Annotated in this window: 19 protein-coding genes; 15 read left to right on the forward strand and 4 right to left on the reverse strand. The window is 69.1% G+C overall.

Features of this window, described 5'->3' with window-relative positions; all coding sequences use genetic code 11:
• Positions 1-129: 129 nt before the first annotated feature.
• A complete protein-coding gene (locus J7E25_RS04955; RefSeq protein WP_214868538.1) occupies positions 130-1,965 on the reverse strand; it encodes a long-chain fatty acid--CoA ligase in 1,836 nt (611 codons plus the stop codon).
• Between the two features lie 153 nt (positions 1,966-2,118).
• Between J7E25_RS04955 and J7E25_RS04960 the strand changes: the two genes are divergently transcribed.
• From J7E25_RS04960 to J7E25_RS04970, 3 genes are all read left to right on the forward strand, one after another.
• Positions 2,119-3,069, forward strand: coding sequence for an ROK family glucokinase (locus tag J7E25_RS04960; RefSeq protein WP_214868539.1), 951 nt, complete (start codon positions 2,119-2,121; stop codon positions 3,067-3,069).
• A gap of 52 nt (positions 3,070-3,121) precedes the next feature.
• Positions 3,122-3,811 (forward strand): 1-acyl-sn-glycerol-3-phosphate acyltransferase, encoded by a 690-nt coding sequence (locus J7E25_RS04965; RefSeq protein ID WP_214868541.1) that lies wholly within the window; start codon positions 3,122-3,124, stop codon positions 3,809-3,811.
• Between the two features lie 82 nt (positions 3,812-3,893).
• On the forward strand, positions 3,894-5,264 hold the full coding sequence (locus J7E25_RS04970) for a class II 3-deoxy-7-phosphoheptulonate synthase (RefSeq protein WP_374196192.1): 1,371 nt from the start codon (positions 3,894-3,896) through the stop codon (positions 5,262-5,264).
• A gap of 121 nt (positions 5,265-5,385) precedes the next feature.
• Here the strand turns inward: J7E25_RS04970 and pknB are convergent, their stop codons facing one another.
• The gene (gene pknB, locus J7E25_RS04975) at positions 5,386-7,299 is read right to left on the reverse strand and encodes a Stk1 family PASTA domain-containing Ser/Thr kinase (RefSeq protein ID WP_214868545.1); all 1,914 of its coding nucleotides are present in this window, start codon (positions 7,297-7,299) and stop codon (positions 5,386-5,388) included.
• A 122-nt stretch (positions 7,300-7,421) separates the two neighbouring features.
• Positions 7,422-8,693, reverse strand: coding sequence for a LysM peptidoglycan-binding domain-containing protein (locus tag J7E25_RS04980; protein ID WP_214868547.1), 1,272 nt, complete (start codon positions 8,691-8,693; stop codon positions 7,422-7,424).
• Positions 8,694-8,866: 173 nt separating this feature from the next.
• On the opposite strand from J7E25_RS04980, the gene J7E25_RS04985 reads away from it, so the two are divergent.
• Positions 8,867-9,205: an Rv2175c family DNA-binding protein gene (locus J7E25_RS04985; RefSeq protein ID WP_214868549.1), complete on the forward strand. Its 339-nt coding sequence runs from the start codon at positions 8,867-8,869 to the stop codon at positions 9,203-9,205.
• Positions 9,206-9,270: 65 nt separating this feature from the next.
• Here J7E25_RS04985 and J7E25_RS04990 read toward each other — a convergent pair whose 3' ends face one another.
• Positions 9,271-10,383: a polyprenyl synthetase family protein gene (locus J7E25_RS04990; protein ID WP_214868552.1), complete on the reverse strand. Its 1,113-nt coding sequence runs from the start codon at positions 10,381-10,383 to the stop codon at positions 9,271-9,273.
• 74 nt (positions 10,384-10,457) lie between these two features.
• Here J7E25_RS04990 and J7E25_RS04995 point away from each other — a divergent pair, with 74 nt between their 5' ends.
• From J7E25_RS04995 to murG, 11 genes are all read left to right on the forward strand, one after another.
• A complete protein-coding gene (locus tag J7E25_RS04995; protein WP_214868554.1) occupies positions 10,458-10,841 on the forward strand; it encodes a DUF3040 domain-containing protein in 384 nt (127 codons plus the stop codon).
• A 309-nt stretch (positions 10,842-11,150) separates the two neighbouring features.
• Positions 11,151-11,582 carry a division/cell wall cluster transcriptional repressor MraZ gene (gene mraZ / locus J7E25_RS05000; protein WP_129521516.1) on the forward strand — a complete coding sequence of 144 codons (432 nt, stop codon included), beginning with the start codon at positions 11,151-11,153 and terminating at the stop codon, positions 11,580-11,582.
• Positions 11,583-11,685: 103 nt separating this feature from the next.
• Positions 11,686-12,639, forward strand: coding sequence for a 16S rRNA (cytosine(1402)-N(4))-methyltransferase RsmH (rsmH, locus tag J7E25_RS05005; protein ID WP_214868556.1), 954 nt, complete (start codon positions 11,686-11,688; stop codon positions 12,637-12,639).
• Entirely contained in the window at positions 12,636-13,220 is a 585-nt protein-coding gene (locus J7E25_RS05010) for a hypothetical protein (protein WP_214868558.1), read from the forward strand. Before rsmH ends, J7E25_RS05010 begins: the two co-directional genes overlap by 4 nt.
• A gap of 83 nt (positions 13,221-13,303) precedes the next feature.
• Positions 13,304-15,079, forward strand: coding sequence for a penicillin-binding protein 2 (locus tag J7E25_RS05015; protein ID WP_251038823.1), 1,776 nt, complete (start codon positions 13,304-13,306; stop codon positions 15,077-15,079).
• A 13-nt stretch (positions 15,080-15,092) separates the two neighbouring features.
• On the forward strand, positions 15,093-16,640 hold the full coding sequence (locus J7E25_RS05020) for a Mur ligase family protein (RefSeq protein WP_214868562.1): 1,548 nt from the start codon (positions 15,093-15,095) through the stop codon (positions 16,638-16,640).
• Positions 16,637-18,049, forward strand: coding sequence for a UDP-N-acetylmuramoyl-tripeptide--D-alanyl-D-alanine ligase (gene murF / locus J7E25_RS05025; RefSeq protein ID WP_214868564.1), 1,413 nt, complete (start codon positions 16,637-16,639; stop codon positions 18,047-18,049). Before J7E25_RS05020 ends, murF begins: the two co-directional genes overlap by 4 nt.
• Positions 18,046-19,143, forward strand: coding sequence for a phospho-N-acetylmuramoyl-pentapeptide-transferase (mraY, locus tag J7E25_RS05030; protein ID WP_214868566.1), 1,098 nt, complete (start codon positions 18,046-18,048; stop codon positions 19,141-19,143). Before murF ends, mraY begins: the two co-directional genes overlap by 4 nt.
• Positions 19,143-20,693 carry a UDP-N-acetylmuramoyl-L-alanine--D-glutamate ligase gene (murD, locus tag J7E25_RS05035; RefSeq protein WP_214868876.1) on the forward strand — a complete coding sequence of 517 codons (1,551 nt, stop codon included), beginning with the start codon at positions 19,143-19,145 and terminating at the stop codon, positions 20,691-20,693. The genes mraY and murD overlap by 1 nt, the downstream gene beginning before the upstream one ends.
• Positions 20,653-21,903, forward strand: a complete 1,251-nt coding sequence (gene ftsW, locus J7E25_RS05040; protein WP_214868567.1) for a putative lipid II flippase FtsW — start codon at positions 20,653-20,655, stop codon at positions 21,901-21,903. Before murD ends, ftsW begins: the two co-directional genes overlap by 41 nt.
• On the forward strand, positions 21,900-23,000 hold the full coding sequence (gene murG / locus J7E25_RS05045) for an undecaprenyldiphospho-muramoylpentapeptide beta-N-acetylglucosaminyltransferase (RefSeq protein ID WP_214868569.1): 1,101 nt from the start codon (positions 21,900-21,902) through the stop codon (positions 22,998-23,000). The genes ftsW and murG overlap by 4 nt, the downstream gene beginning before the upstream one ends.
• The last annotated feature ends 35 nt before the right edge of the window (positions 23,001-23,035 follow it).

Genomic DNA, 23,035 nt, shown 5'->3' on the forward strand with positions numbered 1-23,035 from the left:
GCGCCGTCCGCGATACGGACGACGCCCATCAATATTGTGTGGCATCACAACTCCTGATCACTCAGGTGTTGCAACGACCCCTAGAACCCAAGCGGTCGGCGAGGGCCCCGCTCCGCTGTGCGGTTCGGCTCAGTGCACGATCGAGTGGCCCTCGGTCGCGGGCGCGCCGGAGTACATCGCCTCGATCTGCGGGGAGAAGTCCTCGAGGATGACGTTGCGCTTGATACTCATCTTCGGCGTCAGGTGGCCGCTCGCCTCGGTGAGCTCGATCGGGAGGATCGTGAATTTGCGGATCGACTCCGCACGCGAGACATTCTCGTTCGCGGCGTCGATAGCGCGCTGCACCTCGGCAAGGACGGCCGGGTTCGTGATGGCCTCGTCGATCGTCATGCCCGCGTCTTCGCCGTTGTTGTTGAGCCAGACGGGGAGCATCTCGGGGTCGAGCGTGATGAGCGCGGAGATGAAGGGCTTCTTGTCGCCTACCGCTATGACCTGTCCGACGAGCGGGTTCGCGCGGATCGGATCCTCGAGTGCCGCGGGCGCCACGTTCTTGCCACCGGCGGTGACGATGATCTCCTTCTTGCGACCGGTGATGGTCAGGAAGCCCTCGCTGTCGAAGGCACCGATGTCGCCGGTCTTGAGCCAGTCGCCATCGAACGTCGCGGCCGTCGCGTCGGGATTCTTCCAGTACTCCTTGAAGACGTTGACGCCCTTGATCTCGATCTCGCCATCGTCGGCGATCCGCACGGAGACGCCGGGAAGGGCCGGGCCGACGGTACCGATCTTCGACTTGTTCGCGAGGTTGACGGTGGCGGGGGCGGTGGTCTCGGTGAGCCCGTAGCCCTCGAGGATCGTGATGCCGAGCGAGTGGTAGAAGTGCCCGAGCCGTGGGCCGAGCGGCGCGGATCCGGATACCGCGTACTGGACGTTGCCGCCCATCGCCGCCCGAAGCTTCGAGTACACGAGCCTGTCGAAGACGCGGAACTTCAGCTTGAGACCGAACGGTACGTGGCCGCCGGCCGCCTTCGCCATCGAGTATGCCGCGGCGGTGTCGGCTGCGGCGCGGAAGATCTTGCCCTTGCCGCCCGCCTCGGCCTTCTGTTCGGAGACGTTGTAGACCTTCTCGAACACTCGCGGCACTGCGAGGAGGAAGGTCGGCTTGAACGTGCCGAGCGACGGCAGCAGCTGCTTCGTGTCGGGCTGGTGGCCCACGCGCACGCCGGCGTGCACGCTCAGCACGGCGATGAACCTGGCGAAGATGTGCGCGGTCGTGATGAACAGCAGCGTCGAGGCGCCGTTCGGATCGAGCACGACCTCCCGCAGCGCGATCGCGGCGTTGCGTGAGGTCTCGACGAAGTTCGAGTGGGTGAGCACGCAGCCCTTGGGCTTGCCGGTGGAGCCGGAAGTGTAGATGAGCGTCGCGATGTCGGAGCCGACCGCGAGGTTGCGGCGCCGCTCGATCTCGTCGTCGGAGACCTCGGTGCCGGAGGCGGTGAGCTTGTCGAGGTCACCGAGGTCGATCTGCCACACGCTGCGGATGGCGGGCAGCTCGGGGTGTACCTCGTCGAAGCGGGCGAAGTGGTCTGGCGTCTCGACGATCACGGCGATGGCGCCCGAGTCGGAGAGGTTCCACCGCACCTGCGCAGGCGAACTCGTCTCGTAGATGGGAACGAGCACCGCTCCGGCGAACCACGTCGCGAAGTCGATGAGCGTCCACTCGTAGCGGGTCTTGCACATGAGGCCGATCTTGTCGCCGGGCTGGATGCCGGCAGCGACGAGGCCCTTCGCGAGGGCGATGACCTGGTCGTAGAACTCACGGGTCGTCACCGGTGACCATCCGCCGTCGGCGGTCGGCAACGAGAACAGCACGGAATCAGGGGTCGCAGCTACGCGATCGACGAGCAAGTCGGTGGTGTTCGCCTCGACGTCGGGGGCCACCACTGCTGGGGTAGCGAATTCGATCACGGTAGCTCCTTCGGCACCGGGGAGGCTCACGCGCGGCGCGGGTGCTTGCGCAAACCTCGGCATTGGGGTCTATTACACTCTAGTCGTCGCCCGCCCGGCCATCAGGGCCCGGCACGACTCGACTTCATCCCTCTCCTGGAAGGCAGTTGCCTGGTGCACGCGATCGGAATCGACATCGGTGGTACGAAGATCGCCGGCGCCGTCGTCGACGAATTCGGAGCGATGGTGCGCAGCGAGCGGGTGCCCACTCCCGCGGGCGACCCGGCCAGCCTCGAAGACGCCGTCGTCGAGATGATCCGCTCGCTCAGTACCGGCCAGGAGATCACCGCCGTCGGCGTCGCCGCAGCGGGCTTCATCGACGCCGCACAGTCCACGGTGTACTACGCCCCCAACATCAACTGGCGCAACGAGCCCTTCCGCGAGAAGCTCGAGGCTCGCGTCGGCACGACCGTCGTCGTCGACAACGATGCGAACGCCGCAGGCTGGGCAGAGTTCCGCTTCGGCGCGGGCCGCATGGTGAGCGACATGGCCATGCTCACGATCGGCACCGGCGTGGGCGGCGCGATCGTCGCCGGAGACCGCCTGTTCCGCGGCGGCTTCGGCGCGGGCGCTGAGCTCGGCCACTTGCGAGTCGTGCCCGACGGCCTCGCGTGCGGCTGCGGCCAGCGCGGATGCCTCGAGCAGTACGGCTCCGGAAGGGCGCTGCTCCGCATGGCCAACGAGATCGCCGACGCCGGCGGCATCGGGCAGGGTCTGGCTCGAGTGCGCGACGAGCACGGTGCGCTCGACGGCCGTTCCGTCGGCGCGCTCATCGAAGTCGAGGATCCGGGCGCCGTCGCCGCGCTCCGCCAGCTGGGGCACTGGCTGGGCCAGGCCGCCGCGAGCCTGTCGGCCGTGCTCGACCCGCAGCGATTCGTCTTCGGCGGTGGTGTCGCCGTCGCGGGGGAGCTGCTCCTCGGTCCGGTGCGCGAGGCGTACCTCGAGCATCTTCCGGCGCGCGGATACCATCCCGAACCCGACTTCGTGGTCGCGGAGCTCGAGAATGACGCGGGAGTCGTCGGCGCGGCCGACCTCGCTCGCGTGTGGGTCGCCGAACACGCCTGAATCGCCCGGCGATAGGGTGAGTCGTGACCACTGGCCGGGAAGGGGCAGCACGGTGTTCTACTGGATCATGAAGAACCTCGTGGTCGGGCCGATCCTGCTGTCGATCTTCCGCCCGTGGGTCGTCGGGCTCGAGCACGTGCCGAAAGTGGGCGCCGTCGTGCTCGCGAGCAACCACCTCTCATTCATCGACTCGATCTTCCTGCCGCTCGTCGTCGACCGCCCGGTGATCTTCCTCGCCAAGAGCGAGTACTTCACGGGCAAAGGGCTGAAGGGCTGGGCGACGCGGGTGTTCTTCCAGGCCGCCGGACAATTGCCGATCGACCGCTCGGGCGGCAAGGCTTCGGAGGCATCGCTCGAGACCGGACTGCGCGTGCTCGGCGAAGGCCACATCCTCGGCATCTACCCTGAGGGCACCCGCAGCCCCGACGCACGCCTCTACCGTGGGCGCACCGGCGTGGCCCGCATGGTGCTCGAGGCTGGCGTGCCGGTCATTCCCGTCGCCATGATCGGCACCGAGCGCGTCATGCCGATCGGAACCCGGTTGCCGAAGGTGCGCCGCATCGGCCTCGTGTTCGGCGAGCCGCTCGATTTCAGCCGATTCGAGGGGCTCGAGAGTGACCGCTTCGTATTGCGCTCCGTGACCGACGAGCTCGTCTACGACTTGCGCGAGCTCAGCGGGCAGGAATACGTCGACGTGTATGCGAGTTCGGTCAAGGAGCAGCGGGCCACGCAATCGCGATAGGCTCGTTCTGCGGCGGTCGCAGCGTGCGACGCCGTATTCCATTCCCGGCGCTCCGTGCGCCCGAACCCTCCAGGACATTCCCGTGGTACAGCTCGTCGAGCCGGTCGTCAATGCAGATCCTTCCGTGATTGCCGGCCTCGACTATTGGCGCACGCTGCCGATCAAGCAGCAGCCCGCGTGGCCCGACCCCGAGGCGGCGCACGCGGCATCCGCAGAACTCGCGACGCTGCCGCCGCTCGTGTTCGCGGGCGAGGTCGACATCCTGCGCGACCGGCTGGCCGCGGCGTCTCGCGGCGAGGCGTTCCTCCTGCAGGGCGGCGACTGTGCCGAGACCTTCGCCGGTGCCACGGCCGACCAGATCCGCAATCGTGTGAAGACCGTGCTCCAGATGGCGGTCGTGCTCACGTACGGCGCCTCCATGCCGGTCGTGAAGATGGGTCGCATGGCGGGCCAGTTCGCCAAGCCCCGCTCGAGCGACATCGAGACGCGCGGCGACGTCAGCCTGCCCGCGTACCGCGGCGACATCGTGAACGGATACGACTTCACGCCCGAGTCGCGCGCAGCAGACCCTGCACGCCTCGTGAAGGGCTACCACACGGCGGCGTCGACGCTCAACCTCATTCGCGCGTTCACCCAGGGCGGGTTCGCTGATCTCCGCCAGGTCCACTCGTGGAACCAGGGGTTCGCCACCAACCCGGCGAACGCCCGCTACGAGTCGATGGCTCGCGAGATCGACCGCGCGATCAAGTTCATGGAGGCGTGCGGCGCCGACTTCGAGGCGATCAAGCACACCGAGTTCTACACGGGCCACGAGGGCCTGCTCATGGACTACGAACGGCCGATGACGCGCATCGACTCGCGCACCGGCACGCCCTACGACACGTCGTCGCACTTCATCTGGATCGGCGAGCGCACTCGTGAGCTCGACGGCGCGCACGTCGACTTCCTGTCTCGCGTGCGCAACCCGCTCGGCGTGAAGCTCGGCCCCACCACGACGCCCGAGGTCATGCTCGAGCTCGTCGAGAAGCTCGATCCCCACCGTGAGCCGGGTCGTCTCACCTTCATCACCCGAATGGGCGCAGGCAAGATCCGCGATGCACTGCCGCCCCTCCTCGAGGCGATCAAGGCGAGCGACGCGAACCCGCTGTGGGTCACCGATCCCATGCACGGCAACGGCATCACGACCCCCACGGGCTACAAGACGCGTCGCTTCGACGACGTCGTCGACGAGGTCAAGGGCTTCTTCGAGGCGCACCGGGCCGCAGGCACGCACCCTGGCGGCATCCACGTCGAGCTCACTGGCGACGACGTCACCGAGTGCCTGGGCGGCTCGGAGCACATCGACGAAGAGACGCTGGCGACGCGCTACGAGTCGCTCTGCGACCCGCGCCTGAACCACATGCAGTCGCTCGAGCTCGCGTTCCTTGTGGCCGAGGAGCTCGCGGCCCGCTGAGCACGCGCGGGGCATCCGGCAACGGATGCCCCGCGCTGCTGCCTGAACCGGGCGGCGCTCGTCTTCGCGCGCCATCCGCTCGATCGGTTCACCGCCCACGGCCGCGGGCGCGCTGCGCCGCTCAGCCGAAGTTGACGGTGACCTCGGAGCCGCGCTTCAGCATCTCACCGGGGGCGGGGCTCTGGACCGAGGCGACGACGGCGCCCTCGAGAAAGGCGGGCACGTTCGACGTGACCACGAACCCGAGTGCCTCGAGCTGCGTTCGTGCCTGTGCGATCGTCTGGCCGGTGATCACGTTCGGCACCTCGACGAGGTCTTGACCCTTCGAGGGCGTGAGCACGATCGTATCGCCGGGCCGGACGGGATCGGTCGCCGGCGTCGCGGAGATCACGTGATCGGCCGGCACGTCGTCGCTGAACTCGGCGTCGGCGTAGTCGAAGACGAGCCCGGCGTTGGTGATCGCGGCCTCGGCGTCGCCGACAGGAAGGCCGGTGACATCGGGCACCGGCCCGAGGGAGACCACGAGCGTGAGGGCGCCGAGCTCGGCGTAGGTTTCGCCGACCGGCGCGCCGTCGGCGTCGAGCACGGCGATGACCGATCCGGCGGCGACGTCGGAGGAGAACTGCTGCGCGTTCTGCTCGGCGACCGTGAAGTCCTTGAGCTGCGCGCGGGCGTCTGCCTCGGGCAGCCCGAGCACTGCGGGCACGCCCAGTATGCGCGGGCCGATCGAGACGAAGAGCGTGACGGTGGTGCCCCGCCGCACCTGCCTTCCGGCAGCCGGGTCGGTGCCCGACACCTGGTCGACCGGCACGACGGGATCGTTGCGCTGGTCGAGCTTGACCTGGAACCCGGCCTCCTCGAGCAGGTCGGTGGCACGATCGGGAAGAAGCGTCGCCGTCTCGGGCACCGTGGCGAGCGCGCCGGGGCCGGCGCCGAAGTACCATCCGGTGCCCGCCGCGAGCCCCGTGAGCAGCAGCACGAGGGCGAAGATCCAGTAGCCGCGCCGCTTGCGACGCTCGGCGCCCTTGGCGAGTGCGGCGGTGTCGTCGCCTTCGGATGCCTCGAGCGTCGGCGCCGCGGCGGGTGCGACGCGCCCGCCGATCACCTGCGTCGCTGCGGTGGCCGCTCCGGCCGGCACCGCGGCATCCGTCAGCACCATTGTGGCCTGTTCGGTGCGCGGCGACTGCGGACCGCGGATCGCCGGCTCGACCTCTCGGAGGCGATCGAGCATTTCGCGTGCATCGCGCGGGCGTTCCTCGGGGTCGCGGACCGTGGCCCACAGCACCAGCTCATCGAGCTCTGCGGGCACGGTGGGGTTCTTCGAGCTCGGCGTCGGCACGGAGTCGTTCGCGTGCTGGTAGGCGATCGCCATCGGTGCCTCGCCCACGTAGGGCTGGTCGCCGGTGAGCATCTCGTACATCATGATGCCGACGGAGTAGATGTCGCTGCGCGCGTCGGCGACGCCACGCGTGACGAGCTCGGGGGAGAGGTATGCGATCGTGCCGAGCAGCGCCTGGCCAGTGGCCGTGTTCGCGCTCGTGGCCCGTGCGAGACCGAAGTCACCGAGCTTGATGCGGCCGTCGTCGGCGAGCAGCACGTTCTCGGGCTTGAGGTCGCGGTGCACGATGCCCGCCTTGTGCGCCGCAGCGAGGCCCGCGAGCACAGCGTCCATGATGTCGACCGTCTGCTCGGGCGTGAGGATCTTGTAGTCCTTCAGCAGCTCGCGCAGCGTGATGCCGGGGAGGTACTCCATGACGAGATACGCCATGTCGGAGTCCTGCCCCTGGTCGAACACGTTCACGACGTTGGGGTGTGCCAGGCGAGCAGCCGAACGGGCCTCCTGCACGAAGCGCGTCTTGAACGAGTTGTCATCGGCGAGGTGCCCGTGCATCACCTTGATCGCGACGCGGCGCTCGAGGCGCAGGTCGGTCGCGAGATACACGGTGGCCATGCCGCCGCGGGCGATTCGCGAGCGCACCTGATACCGGCCGTCGACAAGACGGCCGATCATCGGATCTGCAGGCGCGGTGGTCACCGTTCGAGTCTACGAACACCCATATGCCTGATCTTGAACAAACGCCGTGGACGCGCGGATCGCAATCCCATCGTGATACGCGGATGTCGCGTGCAGATGTGGGGCGAGTCGGTACGCGGGGGCTACCCCAACTCGGAGAGCCAGGCCCGAGCCGATGCCTCCCACTTCGCGTAGTGGTCGGGGAACGCGCTCTCCTGCACGGCCTGTGCCGCTTGCGTGACGGTCATCGCCTCCCACCCGGCGATGTCGAGGAGGCCGAGGGTGCGGCCCGTGTTCGGATTCGCCGGGCCGCCGTAGAAGGCGGTCGCGGCGCGCACCGGATCGAGCACCTCCTCGACGGTGCCCCAGCCCTGGCTCGGCCGCTGCTGGAACAAGCCGAGGGAGCCGAGGTCGCCGTACTGCACGTTCTTCAGGCCCGATTCCTGCGCCGCCGCGGCGAGCGCGACGACGATGCCCTGGTCGGGCACTCCGAGCCCACGTCCGACGGCGACGATGATCGCGGCGTTGGCGCGCATCTCGTCGGTGAGCGCGACGTTCACCGACGCCACCGTCGTCACGGCGACGGGGCGGGGGATCCGCAGGGTCTGCCCGGGCTGGATGATGCCCGACGCGTCGAGGCCGTTGGCGTCGATGAGCTCCTGCACGCCGACGTCGTTGCGTGCGGCGATGTCCCACAGGGTGTCGCCGTCGACGACGACATGGGCGTCTTCCGTCGCCGTCTCGGGGGGCGTGGGTGCGGGCGCGGGCGCAAGCGCCGGCGTCGGAGCGGGAGCGGGGGTGGGTGCGGGTGCGGCGGCATCCGGGGTGCCGTTCACGGGTGGCAGCACGATCGCCTGCCCGAGGAAGATCAGGCTCTGGCGACTGAGCCCGTTCGCGCTCAGCACCTGCTCGACGTCGAGGCCGTAGGCGGCCGCGATGCCGCTCACCGTGTCGCCGGAGACCACCACGTGCTTCGCGATCTCCGCATCGGGGGTCGGAGCCGCGGCGGGCGCACCTCCGCCGGGGAGCGCGAGCCGCTGTCCGGGGAAGATGAGGCTCGACCAGCCGAGCCCGTTGAGCGCGAGCACCTCGGCCGTGGCGAGACCGAATCGCTCGGCGATGCTGCTCACGGTGTCGCCGTCGGCGACGGTGTATTCGGACGGAACGGATGCCGCGGCGCCCACCGCCACGTTCATGGGCTTGGCAGTGGTCGCCTTCGCCTTCGGCTGGCGCTTCGAATGCTGCGGCGTCGCCTCGGCCGGCTGGGCGATGCCGAGCGTCACCGCGATGGTGCTCACGATGGCGAGCGGCAGGGTGAGCAGACGACGGATGCGCCGTCGTCGCGGTCTGTTCAGCTCGGCGGCTTCGGTCGTGGGCGCGCGATCGGCCGCGGCGGCCTCGGACTGGTGGTGCATTGTTCCCCCTTCGCCGGCGTCCGATGCCGGCTCCCGCGCCAACCGTCGCACAGGCGTATAGGGGAGTCAAACACCTCGCCGCGCGTCCGCTGACTCGGGGTGGGTCCGTCGGCGGCGGCGAGATCCGAGAGTCGCGCTTTCCGCTGTCCCGCCGGACATGGCAGTCTTGAGACGTGACCGACGCCGCCCAGCCTGAATGGCTGACTGTTCCCGACCTCGTTGAATTGCTCGGGCAGAGCCCCAGCCGCATCCGCAGGCTCATCGATGACCGACACCTCCTTGCCACCCGCATCGACGGCGTGCTGAAGGTGCCCGCGTCGTTCCTTCGCGACGGGGAGCCGTTGCACGAGCTGCACGGCACCGCGATGGTGCTCGCCGACGCCGGATTCAGCGACGACCAAGCGCTCGAGTGGCTGCTGGCCGATGAGGACAGCCTCGGCACCACCCCGATCGCCGCCCTCCGCGCCGGCCGGAAGGCCGAAGTACGCCGCATCGCGCAAGCGCTCGCCTGAGCTTCGGGCAGGTCGTTCAGCCGAGGCTCGCGGCATCCTTCGGCCCGACCGGCCCCAGACGCCGGTCAGTGCGCCCGTCTGGTGACGGCCTTCGCGAGCGAGCCGAGCTCGGCTCGCGCATCGCGGCTCAACGGGGCCTCGGCGAGCACGGCGGTCGCCCGTGCCACGTGCTCGGCGATGATCCGCTCGATCTCGTCGACCGCTCCGCATTGCCGGATCGTGCTCTGCAGCATCCCCACCTGCTCGGCGTCGAGCTCGGGGTCGCCGAGCAGCTCGTCGAGCAGCCGGCGCTGTCCTGGTGCCAGGCGTTCGCGTGCGATCGCGATGAGCACCGTGCGCTTCCCCTCGCGCAGGTCGTCGCCGCTCGGCTTGCCCGTGACGTCGGGGTCGCCGAACACGCCGAGCAGGTCGTCGCGCAATTGGTAGGCGATGCCGAGCGGCAGGCCGAACTCGCGGAGCGACTCGAGTTGTGCGCTCGTGGCGCCGGCGATCGCGCCGCCGATCGTGAGCGGCGCCTCGACGCTGTACTTCGCGGCCTTGTAGATGATGACCCGTTCGGCCCGAAGCCGTTGCTCTGAGTCGGGCTTCGTCAGCCAGGCCCGCTCCTCGAGCACGTCGAGGTACTGCCCCGCGGTCACCTCGGTGCGCATGCGCATGAACTCGGCGCGAGCTGCTCGAGCGGACGCCCGGTCGGGCAGCGCCGAGAGCCCCTCGTCGAGCAGTTCGTCACTCCACCCGAGCAGCAGGTCGCCGAGGAGGATCGCCGATGCACGACCGAATGCGGCGGAGCTGCCTGCCCAGCCCGAGTCGTCGTGCAATTGCTCGAAGAGCCGGTGCGCCGACGGCGCCCCACGCCGCGTATCGGAGCTGTCGATGATGTCGTCGTGCACGAGGGCTGCGGCGTGGAAGAGTTCGAGGGCGGATGCCGCGGAGACGACCGGAAAGCGGTCGCCGTCGCCATCGGTGGCGTACGGGTCGAACCCCCGCGCGCGCACCGCTTCCCAGCCCCAGTAGCAGAACAGCGCCCGGAAGCGCTTGCCTCCGCTGAGAAAGCGCCTTGAGAACGCATCGAGCGGTTCGAGGTCAGTGCTGATGGAGCGGAGAATGGAAGAGCGTTCGGCGAGGAAATCCTCGATGCGTTCGTGCACCAGATCGACCAGCCGGGAACCGTGAGCCACCTGCCTAGCCTAGCGAGGCGGCGCAGCGCTAGAATGGACACGGATGCGTCGATCCCGAGCCTGAGGGGAATGAGATGCCGCTTTCAGAGCAGGAGCAACGTCTTCTCGAGGAGATGGAGCGGAACCTCTATCGCAATGACGCTGACTTCGTCCATGCAGTCGGCGGAGTTCGTGGACGCCGCCCCAACTACCGGTCGATCGTGCTCGGAATCCTCCTCGCCGTCGCCGGCATTGCCGCGCTCATCGCAGGGGTCGCGCTGCAACTCCTCGTGGTCGGCATCGTCGGTTTCGCTCTGATGTTCGGTGGTGTGCTCATCGCCATCACCCCCTCGAAGCGCGGGCCCATGTCGGCCGCGCCTGGGGAGCCGACGAGCGCCAAGCGCACTGCTCGCTCGGGTGGCGGCTTCATGGATCGCATGAACGACCGCTGGGATCGTCGTCAAGAGGGTCGCGAGTAACCCTCCACTTCCCACCACTTCACGGGTCGATCTTCGGATCGGCCCGTTTTTTCTTGCTCGGAGTGCCGCTTGACGGCCGCGCGCCGGGCCTTCGGGCCGCCTCAGCGCCCTGAGCCCGCCTCCTCGTCGAAGCCGCCGCGCCGTCGGTCCTCTCGTGTGCTCCATTTCCCTCCACGGCTCACTGCCGCGTATTCACAGGGAACTCCCATGCCTGAACCGCCGAAAACGAGCGAATGTCGTTGATTGGTGGATGAGAGTGGAGTAAAGTGGGGTCACCTGGATTCTGGCCGGAGGAAAGGGGGTGATGCGATGTTCCTCGGAAGCTACGAACCAAAGCTCGACGAGAAAGGTCGAGTCATTCTTCCGGCGAAGTTCCGTGAGGAGTTGTCGAACGGCCTCGTGCTCACACGAGGCCAGGAGCGCTGCATCTACGTGTTCAGCGTGCGGGAGTTCGAGAGCATGAGCGACAAGATCCGCCAAGCCCCGGTAACGAGCAAGCAGGCGCGCGACTACATGCGCGTCTTCCTCTCCGGGGCGTCAGCGGAGACCCCCGACAAACAGCATCGCGTCACCATCCCCGCCACGCTCCGCAGCTATGCGGGGCTCGACCGTGACCTCACGGTCATCGGCACGGGCAGCCGGGTGGAGATCTGGGATGCAACGGCGTGGCAGAAATACCTCGCCGAGCAGGAGGCGGCCTTCGCAGACACGGCGGAGGAGGTGATCCCCGGACTCTTCTGATCCTCTGGCTCCGACTCCCAGCCGGCCGCGCCTGATGCACTTCCCCGCACCAGGACGAACGGATGGGGATCGGAACCCGAGGCCCCGAAGGCAAGGCGGAAGTATGGACTTCGAACGTATTCACACCCCGGTGATGCTCGACCGAACGGTCGAGCTGCTCGCTCCCGCCCTCGAACGCGAGGGCGCGGTGCTCGTCGACGCCACGCTCGGCATGGGCGGTCACACCCGCGCATTCCTCGAGCGCTTCCCGAATCTCACCGTGATCGGCCTCGATCGCGACCCCGACGCCCTCGAGATCGCCCGAGAGCGTCTCGCGGCGTTCGGCGACCGCGTGCGGTTCGTGCACACGGTCTACGACGGCATCGCGCGCGCCGTGCGTTCCGAGGGATTCCGTGAGGTGCAGGGAGTGCTCTTCGACCTCGGCGTCTCGTCGCTGCAGCTCGATCGGGCCGAGCGCGGATTCGCCTACTCCAAAGACGCCCCGCTCGACATGCGGATGGACTTCACGCAAGGGCGCACCGCGGCCGACGTCATCGCCGAAGAGAGCGAAGACGAGCTCAAGCGCATCTTCCTCGACTACGGCGAGGAGAAGCTCGCGGCGAGGTACGCGCGGGCGATCGTGCGGGCCAGGGCGGAGGCCCCGATCACCCGTTCAGGCCAGCTCGTCGCGATCATCACCGCGGCAACGCCCGTCGTGGTGCAGCGGCAGGGGCATCCGGCCAAGCGGGTCTTCCAGGCGCTGCGCATCGAGGTGAACGAAGAGCTCTCGGTGCTGCAGGCTGCGATGCCCGCCGCCCTCGACACGCTCACCGTCGGCGGACGCATCGTCGTGCTCGCCTACCAGTCGCTCGAGGACCGCATCGTCAAGCGGGCCCTCCAGGCGGCTGCGAGCTCCAGCGCGCCCGCCGGGTTACCGATGGAGCTGCCCGAACATCGCCCGATGTTCAAGCTCCTCGTACGCGGAGCCGAACTCGCGAGCGAATCAGAACAAGCGGAGAACCCGCGTGCGAAGCCGGTGCGACTGCGTGCCGCCGAACGAGTGAGGAGGCCGTCATGAGCGCTGTGCCGGCCCAGTCCGTACCAGCCCCTCGCCGCATCGAGACCGAGCGTCAGCGACGCCTCCGCCCTGCGCCCGAACGCGAGATCAGCCGCGCCAAGCCCACGCTCGGCTATGCCGTGATCGCCCTCGGCAGCGTCGCGATCATCATCGTCGCGCAGCTGCTGCTCTCCATCGCGGTCACCCAGGGCGCCTACGAGATCGACGCCTACCAGGTGCGCCAGGCCGAGCTCGCGCGCGAGCAGCAGACGCTCAGCGAAGACCTCGATCGGGTCGAGTCGCCGCAGTTCCTCGCCATGAACGCCGAGGCGCTCGGCATGGTGCCGAACGCGAGCCCGGTGTACCTGCGTCTGTCCGACGGGGCGGTGCTCGGCCAGCCGACCGCCGCAACCGGCGGCGCCGGGGCATCCGCTCCGCTCGTGCCGAACACGCTCATCGACGGCGTGCCGCTCGTGACCGACCAGCAGAACGGCAACGCCGGGAACGCGGCGAAGCCCGAACATGCCGCCGACGCAGCCACGCCGAACCAGGCAGCCGCGCCGCCGGCGGGCAACGGACTCCCGACACCCGCGACGCACTGAACGCGCGCACGCCGCAGCACGAGGACGATGAAGATCACGAGGACGGGGGGCGGGAACGGATGAATCGCATCAGCCGGCACCCGATGCGTCGCATCTTGATGGCGGCGGTCGTGCTCGTCGCCCTCGTCGGCGTCTTCGTCGTGCGTCTCGTCGACATCCAGGTGGTGCGCGCCGCCGAGCTCAACGTGCAGGCCGAGGATGCCCGGTCCCAACCGGTGACCACCTACGGCGCGCGCGGCGACATCGTCGACGTGAACGGGAAGGTGCTCGCCGACAGCGTCATCCGGTACGACATCGCCCTCTCGCCGAAGAACGCCGGACCGGTCACTCGCGATGTTCCCGACCCCGCTGATCCCGCGAAGACGAAGAGCGAGACGATCCCGCTCGAACAGGTCGCCGCCGAGCTCGGCGCGGCCGTGGGCATCACGGGAGAGGAGGTGCTCGCCATCATCTCCGACCGCCTCGCCGACAACCCGAAGTCCGACTTCGCCTACGTCGCGAAGCTCGTCGACACCCCGATATACGAAGCGGTGAAGGCACTCGACATCCCCTGGGTCGAGCCCTACGAGCATGCGAGCCGTCGGTACCCGAACGGTGCCGTCGCCGGCAACCTCATCGGATTCGTCGGCGATGAGGGCGAAGCGCTCGCGGGCCTCGAACTCGCCGAAGACGAATGCCTCGCCGGCGAGAACGGGCAGGTCAGCTACCTGCACAGCCTGCGCGACTGGGTGACGATCCCCGGAACGGAGGTCGTGCACAAGCAGGCCCGCGACGGCGGCACCCTCAAGCTCACGATCGACAGTGACCTGCAGTGGTTCGTGCAACGCGCAGCGGAGGCGCAAGTGCAGGCGACCGGGGCCGATTGGGCGACGGTGACGGTCATGGAGGCGAAGACCGGCCGGCTCCTCGCCGTCGCCGACGTGCCGACGATCGACCCGAACGACCCCGCGGCAACGCCCGAGGGCGACCGCGGCTCACGGTCGTTCACCGCCCCGTTCGAGCCCGGCTCGACGTTCAAGGCGCTCACCGCGGCATCCGTCATCGACAAGGGCAAGGCCAACCCGCTCAGCGAGGTCATGGCGCCCTATCGCTACACGCCCGCGAACGGCGCCGACATCAATGACAGCTTCTATCACGAGGACACCCCGTACACCCTGACGGGCGTGCTCGTCGACTCGTCGAACACGGGCATGTCGATGTTCGGCGAGCGCCTGACCGACCAGGAGCGCTACGACGACATGCTCGCGTTCGGGCTCGGCGAGCGCACCGAGGTCGGGTTCCCGGGCGAGGAGCCCGGCGACCTGCACGGCGGCCCCGACGAGTGGGACAACCAGACGAAGTACGCCACGATGTTCGGCCAGGGACTCACCACGACCGCGGTGCAGATCGCGAGCGCCTACCAGACGATCGCGAACGGCGGCGTGCGCATGCCTGTCTCTCTCGTCGACGGATGCCGTGACGAGAACGGCGACGTCAGCAAGACCGAGTCCACTGGCACGCAGGTCATCTCCGAGACCGCCGCCGACGAGACGAGCCAGATGCTCGAGCGCGTGTACCTCGACGGCTGGCTCGCCGACAAGTGGGAGATCCCCGGCTATCGGGTGGCGGCAAAGACCGGCACGGCGCAGGTTCCCGACGGCGAAGGCGGCTACTTGAGCGGCTACCTCGTGTCGGTCTCCGGCTTCGCCCCGGCCGACGACCCCGAGTTCGTCGTTTCGGTGAGCATCATGAATCCCGTTAAGATGAACTCGTCCGCCGCATCCGCTCCCGTCTTCCAGCAGGTGATGAGCCAAGTGCTGAAGAAGTATCGGACCGTTCCGTCCGGCGCCCCGGCGCCCGAGCTGCCAGCCACCTGGTGAGAAAGTTGGGTTCGTGACCGGATCGCCTCCCACGGCCCTCCGGCCGCAGCATCCGAGCCCCCGATCCGTTCACGGCCTCGCCGAGGCGTTCGGTCTCGAGGTGCGCGGCGACGTCGACGGTCTCGAGATCACCGGCGCAGCGCTGTCCTCGGCCACAGTGCGCCCCGGCGACCTCTACGTCGGCGTTCCCGGCAGGAATGCGCACGGAGCCGACTTCACCGCCGCCGCTCGCGATGCCGGCGCGGTCGCCGTGCTCACTGACGAGGCCGGTGCCGAACGCGCCGCAGGAGCCGGGCTGCCGATCCTCGTGACGCCCGACGCGCGAGCCGCGCTCGGCGACGTGGCCGCATGGATCCACCGCACGGCCGAGAATCCGGCGACCCTCTTCGCCGTGACCGGCACGAACGGCAAGACGAGCGTCGTCTACCTGCTCTACGGAATCCTCCGCCAGCTCGGCATCGTCGCCGGCCTCACCTCCACTGCCGAACGGCGCATCGGCGACGAAGCCGTCACGAGCTCGCTCACGACGCCCGAGGCGAGCGAGCTGCACGCGCTGCTCGCGCGCATGCGCGAGGTCGACGTGCGCGCCGTCGGCATCGAGGTGTCGGCGCAGGCGCTCTCGCGGCATCGGGTCGACGGGCTCGTGTTCGACGTCGTCGGGTTCACGAACCTCACGCACGACCACCTCGACGACTACGCGTCGCTCGAGGAGTACTTCGACGCGAAGCGCGAGCTGTTCCAGCCCGAGCGCGCACGTCGCGGCGTGATCACGGTCGACTCCGAATGGGGGGAGCGACTCGTCGGCGCGTCCCGCATCCCGGTGACGACGCTCACGACCGTCGACGGCGTCGAGGCCGACTGGCGCCTCACCGTGCTCGACGAGACGGCCACCCACACGAGCTTCGTGCTCGACGGCCCCGAAGGGCGCCACCTCGAGACGAAGGTGCCCCTGCTCGGCTGGTACATGGCGGCGAACGCCGCGCTCGCGATCATCATGCTCGTCGAGTCGGGCATGGATCTCGAGCGCATCGCGCACGTGCTCGAGCGCGACGGCGGCATCGATGCGTACATCCCGGGTCGCGCCGAGCGCATCTCGGGCGATCGCGGCCCCGTCGTCTACATCGACTACGGGCACAGCCCCGATGCGTTCCTGCAGACCCTCGGCGCCATCCGTCGCTTCACCTCGGGCAAGCTCGTGATGGTCTTCGGCGCCGACGGCGACCGTGACACCACGAAACGCGCCGAGATGGGCGCGATCGCGGCACGCGGCGCCGACGTGGTCGTCATCACCGACTTCCATCCCCGCTTCGAGGACCCCGCCGCCATCCGCGCGGCGCTCATCGCGGGCGCGCGCGCGGCGGTGCCCGAGCGTGAGATCCACGAGGTTCCCGACCCGCGAGCCGCGTTCCGCGCCGCGCTCGCCCTCGCCGGCGAGGGCGACGCGATCCTCTATGCGGGGCCCGGCCATGAGGACTACCACGAGGTGCGCGGCGTGAAGATCCCGTATTCCGCTCGCGAAGACTCGAAGCAGGCGCTGCGCGACGCCGGGTGGCTCGAATGATCGCGCTGACCCTCGCGGAATTCGCGGCTGCCGCCCCGGGCGAACTCCGCCTCGACGGCACCGACGCGACGCCCGAGACGGTGGTCTCCGGCGCCGTCACGACCGACTCGCGCGAGGTATCGCCCGGCGGCGTGTTCGTCGCGAAGCGCGGAGAGTTCGACGACGGCCACCGTTTCGCTCCCGCCGCCGCCGAACAGGGCGCCGCTCTCCTCGTCGTCGAACGACCGCTCGACGTGCCGGTGCCCCAGCTCGTCGTGGCCGACTCGGTCGACGCGCTCGGTGCGATCGCGGCTGAGGTCGTGCGGCGCGTGCGCTCTCACGGGCAGCTGCGCATCGTGGGCGTCACCGGATCGAACGGCAAGACGACCACGAAGAACCTCCTCCGCACGGTGCTCGAGCGGGTGGGTCCCACGGTGGCCGCCCGCGCCTCGTTCAACAACGAGGTGGGGGCGCCGATCACGATGCTCGAGCTCACCGACGAGACCCGGTTCCTCGTCGCCGAGATGGGCGCGAGCGCGGTCGGCGAGATCGCCCGGCTCATCCGCTTGGCCAAGCCCGACATCGGCATCGTCCTGAAGGTGGGCCTCGCGCATGCGGAGGGATTCGGCGGCATCGAGCAGACCGTGCGCGCGAAGTCCGAGATGGTCACCGAACTCCTCGAGACGGATGTCGCGGTGCTGAACGCCGACGACCCGCGGGTGGTGCCCATGGCCGACATCACCGCTGCCCGTGTCGTGTGGTTCGGGCTCGGCGAATCAGCCGACGTGCGAGCAGTCGACCTCATCGCGCACTCCCGCGGCACCGAGTTCACCGTCGTCCTGGCGAGCGGCGAGCGAGCACGAGTGCGCTTCGGCGTGCTCGGCGAGCACCACGTCATGAACGCGCTCGCGGCGATCGCGGCATCCGTCGAACTCGGCGTGCCGCTGCCGGCCGTCGTCGAGGCTCTCGAGTCGGTCACCCTCGCCGAGCGCTGGCGGATGCAGCTCATGGGCGGCCGCGACGACGTCACGATCATCAATGACGCCTACAACGCGAGTCCCGACTCGATGGCCGCGGCGCTGAAGACCCTCGCGCAGGTGAAGTCCCCGGGCGGGCGCACGATCGCCGTGCTCGGCGAGATGAGCGAGCTCGGCGAGTTCTCGGGCGAGGAGCACGACCGCATCGCCCTGCTCGCGGTGCGACTCGGCGTGTCGCAGCTCGTCGTCGTCGGCAAGGGCGCGAGGCGCCTGCACATCACCGCGATCAACGAGGGCTCATGGGACGGCGAATCCGCCTACGTGGAGACCGCAGACGAGGCGTTCGACCTTCTCGTGTCCTCCATCCGTCCCGGTGACACGGTGCTCGTCAAATCGTCGAACTCGGCGGGCCTGCGTCACCTCGGCGACCGACTGGGAGAATGGTTCTCGTGAGAGCACTGCTGACTGCCGGAGCCCTGTCGCTCTCCTTCACGCTGTTTCTGACCCCGTTGTTCATCCGCCTCTTCACGAGGCTCGGGTGGGGCCAGTTCATCCGCGACGACGGTCCGAAGAGCCACCACGTGAAGCGCGGCACGCCCACCATGGGCGGCATCATCTTCATTCTCGGCACCCTGTTCGGCTATTTCGTCGCGACGCTGCTCGTGAGCAATGAGCCGCCGACGGCATCGGGGCTGCTCGTGCTGCTCATGATGGTCGGCCTCGGCGCCGTGGGCTTCATCGACGACTTCCTGAAGACACGCAAGAAGCAGAGCCTCGGACTCGGCGGCTGGGCGAAGGTGCTCGGCCAGGTCGCCGTGGCGGCGGCGTTCGGGCTGCTGGCGCTGGAGTTCCCGAACGTGCAGGGCGTGACCCCGGCGAATACGAAGATCTCGTTCATCCGTGACCTTCCGCTGGACTTCATGGTGTTCGGCACCATCGTCGGCGTGGTCCTCTACGTGCTCTGGATCTGCCTCATCACGGCCGGCACCTCGAACGCGGTGAACGTCACCGACGGCCTCGACGGCCTCGCCACGGGCGCCTCGATCCTCGCGATCGGTTCGTTCGTCATCATCGGGTTCTGGCAGTTCAACCAGTCGAAGTTCGGCGAGAACCTCAATCCGAGCGACCTGTATCGCAGTTACGACGTGCGTGACCCGCTCGACATCGCGATCGTCGCGACGGCTATCGTCGGCGGCCTCATCGGCTTCCTCTGGTGGAACACCAACCCCGCGCACATCTACATGGGAGACACGGGCTCGCTCGCGCTCGGCGGCGCCCTCGCCGCGCTCGGGGTCGTCAGTCACACCGAGCTGCTGCTCCTGCTCATCGGCGGTCTCTTCGTGATCGAGACGGGCTCGGTGATCGTGCAGCGCGCCTACTTCAAGCTGACCCGTGGCAAGCGCATCTTCCTGATGAGCCCGATCCACCATCATTTCGAGCTCAAGGGCTGGGCCGAGGTCACGATCGTCGTTCGCTTCTGGATCATCGGCGGCCTGTTCGTGGCCGCCGGCGTCGGCAGCTTCTACTTCGAATGGCTGCAGCGTTGATGGCGGATGCCGCGACGACCCCGCCGAGCTCCACTGCCCGCCTCGACTCGCTCACGAGCTGGCACGCCGACTGGAGCGGACTGCGCGTCGCCGTGCTCGGACTCGGCGTGACGGGGTTCGCCGTCGCCGACACCCTCACGGAGCTCGGCGCGAAGGTGCTCGTGCTCGCGCCCGATGCCGACGACGACCGGGCGCGCATCCTCGAGGTCATCGGTGCCGAACTGCTGCGGCATCCGCTCGACTCGGTGCCCGACGGGCTCGTCGGCTTCGCCCCCGAGCTCGTGGTCGCCTCGCCCGGGTTCCATCCCGACCACCCGGTGCTGGAGTGGGCAGGGGAGACCGGCACCCCGGTGTGGGGTGACATCGAGCTCGCCTGGCGCGTGCGCGACAAGGTGAACGCCGCCGAGTGGATCCTCGTGACCGGCACGAACGGCAAGACCACGACAGTGCAGCTCACGTCGACGTTCCTCGCGGCGAACGGCCTGCGCGCAGCGCCCTGCGGGAACATCGGCGTGCCCGTCCTCGATGCCGTGCGCGATCCCAGCGGATTCGACGTGCTCGTCGTGGAGCTCTCGAGCTACCAGCTCCACCACCTGCCGACCACCGGACCTGGAGCCCTGCATCCGTGGGCGAGCGTGTGCCTGAACGTCGCCGACGACCACCTCGACTGGCACGGCTCGGCCGAGGCGTACCGTTCGGCGAAGGGCACCGTCTACGCGAACACCAAGGTCGCCTGCGTCTACAACCGCGGCGACGACGCGACCGAGCAGATGGTGCGCGACGCCGACGTCGAAGAGGGAGCCCGGGCGATCGGGTTCGGGCTCGACGTTCCAGGGCCGAGCGACTTCGGCGTCGTCGAGGGCATCCTCTGCGACCGTGCCTTCCTCGACGAGCGGCAGAGCTCCGCGCTCGAGATCGTGACGGTCGGCGAACTCGAGCCGCGCGGCCTCGCCGCGCCGCATGTGGTGGCCAACATCCTCGCGGCATCGGCGCTCGCCCGATCCTTCGGCGTGCCGGTCGGGGTCATCCACGATGCGCTCGGCGACTTCCGACTCGACGCGCACCGCATCGAGACGGTCGCGGTGGCGGGCGGCATCCGCTGGATCGACGATTCGAAGGCCACGAATCCGCACGCCGCCGAGGCCTCACTGCGGGCGTTCGGGCAGGTCGTCTGGATCGTCGGCGGGCTCCTGAAGGGTGTCGACGCCGACGCGCTCGTGGCCGCGCACGCGCCGCGCCTCCGCGCCGCCATCGTGATCGGCGTCGATCGCGCCCAGCTCGTCGCGGCATTCGCACGACACGCGCCGGCACTGCCCGTGTTCGAGGTCGCCGCGGATGACACTGAACGTGTGATGCCCGAGGCGGTCGCACTGGCTGCGGCGGTCGCGGGGGAGGGCGACACCGTGCTCCTCGCGCCGGCCGCGGCATCCATGGACCAGTTCGCCGACTACGCCGACCGCGGCCGGCGATTCCACGACGCGGTCATCGCACAGCTTGGGGGTGAGGCGGATGGCGACCCCGCCCCGCAAGAGCCGCCCAGAGAAGGCTGAGCAAGCGGGCATCTCGGCCGCCCGCATCGGGCTCGGCCGTGTGTTCCGCGTCGAGTCGAAGGACTACTTCCTGCTGCTCGGCACGACGCTGTTCCTCGTCGTGTTCGGTCTCATCATGGTGCTCTCCTCATCGTCGGTCGAGTCGCACCTCGATGACGGCGGGTTCTTCGTGCAGGCGACCCGACAGGGCCTCTACGCGCTGTTCGGGATTCCGATCATGCTCATCGCCAGCCGGATGCCCGAGACGCTGTGGATGCGCGTCGCGTGGCCCGCCCTCATCGCCTCGTGCGTGCTGCAACTCCTGGTGGTCGCGACCCCGCTCGGCATCACCGTCGGCGGGAACACGAACTGGCTCGAGATCGGGCCCGTGCAGTTCCAGCCGTCAGAGCTCATCAAGGTGGCGCTCGTCATGTGGCTCGGACTCATCGTGACGAAGAAGGAGCCGTACCTCGGCGAGTTCCGGCGGGGCATCCTGCCGATCCTGCTCGTCGGCGGCGGCTCGATCGGGCTCGTGCTCCTCGGCGGCGACCTCGGCACCGTCATGATCATGGGCGCGATGCTCCTCGGCGCGCTCTTCCTCATCGGCGTCCGATTCCGGCTCCTGCTGCCGCCGGTCTTCCTCGGCGCGATCGCCTTCGTCATCGTCGCCGTCTCGAGCGACAGCCGGATGCGTCGCATCACGGCGTTCCTCGAGGAGAACTGCTCGCAATACGACCAAGAGGACTGCTACCAGATCCAGCACGGGATGTTCGCTCTCGCCAACGGCGGGGTGTTCGGGGTCGGACTCGGGAACTCGGCGGCGAAATGGTCGTGGCTGCCGGCCGCCGACAACGACTTCATCTTCGCGATCATCGGCGAGGAGCTCGGCCTCATCGGCGCAGTCGTGGTCATCGCCCTCTTCGTCGTGCTCGCGGTCACGTTCGCGCGCGTGCTCCGGGCCGCTCGCACGCAGTTCGCGCGCGCGGTGACCGCGGCGGTGCTCGTGTGGATCATCGGTCAGGCCTGTGTCAATATCGGTGTCGTGCTCGGCGTCTTCCCCGTTCTCGGTGTTCCCCTTCCCCTCGTCTCGGCGGGCGGCACCGCCCTGCTCACGACGCTCTTCGCAATCGGCGTCGTCCTGTCGGTCGCGCGCGACCCCGAAGCGCCCGCTCGCGCCGCGGCTCGTGCAGAGGCCCGCAAGGCACGTGCAGCGGGGCGCCCGCTGCGATGACCGTCTACCTGCTCGCCGGCGGGGGAACCGCCGGTCACGTGAACCCGTTGCTCGCGGTCGCCGACCGCTTGCGCGAACGCGACCCCGAGGCGCTCGTGCTCGTGCTCGGCACTGCCGAGGGTCTGGAGTCGAGGCTCGTGCCGGCGCGCGGCTACGAGCTCCTCACGATCGCGAAGGTCCCGTTCCCGCGTCGCCCGAGCCGAGCCGCGCTCGCGTTCCCTGCCCGGTTCCGTCGGTCGATCGACGACGTGCGCGCCATCATCGCCGATCGCGGCGTCGACATCGTTGTCGGCTTCGGCGGCTACGTCGCAACGCCCGCGTACTTCGCGGCACGCCGCGCCGGCGTGCCCGTCGCGATCCACGAGGCGAACGCGAGACCGGGTCTGGCCAACCGGCTCGGCGCGCGATCGGCGGCGGCCGTCGGCGTCGCGTTCGCCGGCACCCCCCTCCCGGGCGCCGAAGTCGTCGGCATGCCGCTTCGCAGAGAGATCGAATCGCTCGACCGCCCGGCGCTTCGGGCCGAGGCGGCGGAGTTCTTCGGCCTCGACGCGGATCGCCCTGTCGTGCTGGCGACCGGCGGCTCGCTCGGCGCGCGTCGCATCAACCGCACGGTGGTCGAAAGTGCGGACGCGATCACGGATGCCGGGTGGCAGGTGCTGCACATCACAGGAGCCGCGTCGGAGGTCGCCGATCCGGCCGTGGCCGGCTATCGCATGGTCGAGTACGCCGACCGCATGGACCTCGCGCTCGCTCTCGCCGATCTCGCCGTCTCCCGGGCCGGCGCCGCAACGGTCAGCGAGCTCGCGGCACTCGGCATCCCGGCCGTCTACGTGCCCTATCCCGTCGGCAACGGCGAGCAGCGCTTCAATGCAGCCGAGGTGGTCGGAGCGGGTGGAGGCATCCTCGTCGACGATGCGGCGTTCGTGCCCGCGTGGGTCACCGCAGAGCTCGCGCCACTCCTCGGCGACCGTGAACGCGTCGCGGCGATGGCCGAGGCAGCGGCATCCGTCGGCCACCGTGACGGCACCGATCGAATGGTCGCGCTCGTCGACGCCGCGCTCGGCGGGGGAGCCGGCCAGTCCGCGCGAGGCGCGTAACGTTGAGTGAGCGGATGCCGCGGCCCCGCTTCACA

Origin of the sequence: Agromyces sp. ISL-38, assembly GCF_018613935.1 — a bacterium.
Taxonomy (GTDB): domain Bacteria; phylum Actinomycetota; class Actinomycetes; order Actinomycetales; family Microbacteriaceae; genus Agromyces.

Coding starts and splice junctions, on each gene's coding strand:
- J7E25_RS04980 (WP_214868547.1), bottom strand. CDS start 8,693: ATGCACCACCAGTCCGAGGCCGCCGCGGCCGATCGCGCGCCCACGACC.
- J7E25_RS04995 (WP_214868554.1), top strand. CDS start 10,458: ATGCCGCTTTCAGAGCAGGAGCAACGTCTTCTCGAGGAGATGGAGCGG.
- mraZ (WP_129521516.1), top strand. CDS start 11,151: ATGTTCCTCGGAAGCTACGAACCAAAGCTCGACGAGAAAGGTCGAGTC.
- rsmH (WP_214868556.1), top strand. CDS start 11,686: ATGGACTTCGAACGTATTCACACCCCGGTGATGCTCGACCGAACGGTC.
- J7E25_RS05010 (WP_214868558.1), top strand. CDS start 12,636: ATGAGCGCTGTGCCGGCCCAGTCCGTACCAGCCCCTCGCCGCATCGAG.
- J7E25_RS05015 (WP_251038823.1), top strand. CDS start 13,304: ATGCGTCGCATCTTGATGGCGGCGGTCGTGCTCGTCGCCCTCGTCGGC.
- murF (WP_214868564.1), top strand. CDS start 16,637: ATGATCGCGCTGACCCTCGCGGAATTCGCGGCTGCCGCCCCGGGCGAA.
- murD (WP_214868876.1), top strand. CDS start 19,143: ATGGCGGATGCCGCGACGACCCCGCCGAGCTCCACTGCCCGCCTCGAC.
- ftsW (WP_214868567.1), top strand. CDS start 20,653: ATGGCGACCCCGCCCCGCAAGAGCCGCCCAGAGAAGGCTGAGCAAGCG.
- murG (WP_214868569.1), top strand. CDS start 21,900: ATGACCGTCTACCTGCTCGCCGGCGGGGGAACCGCCGGTCACGTGAAC.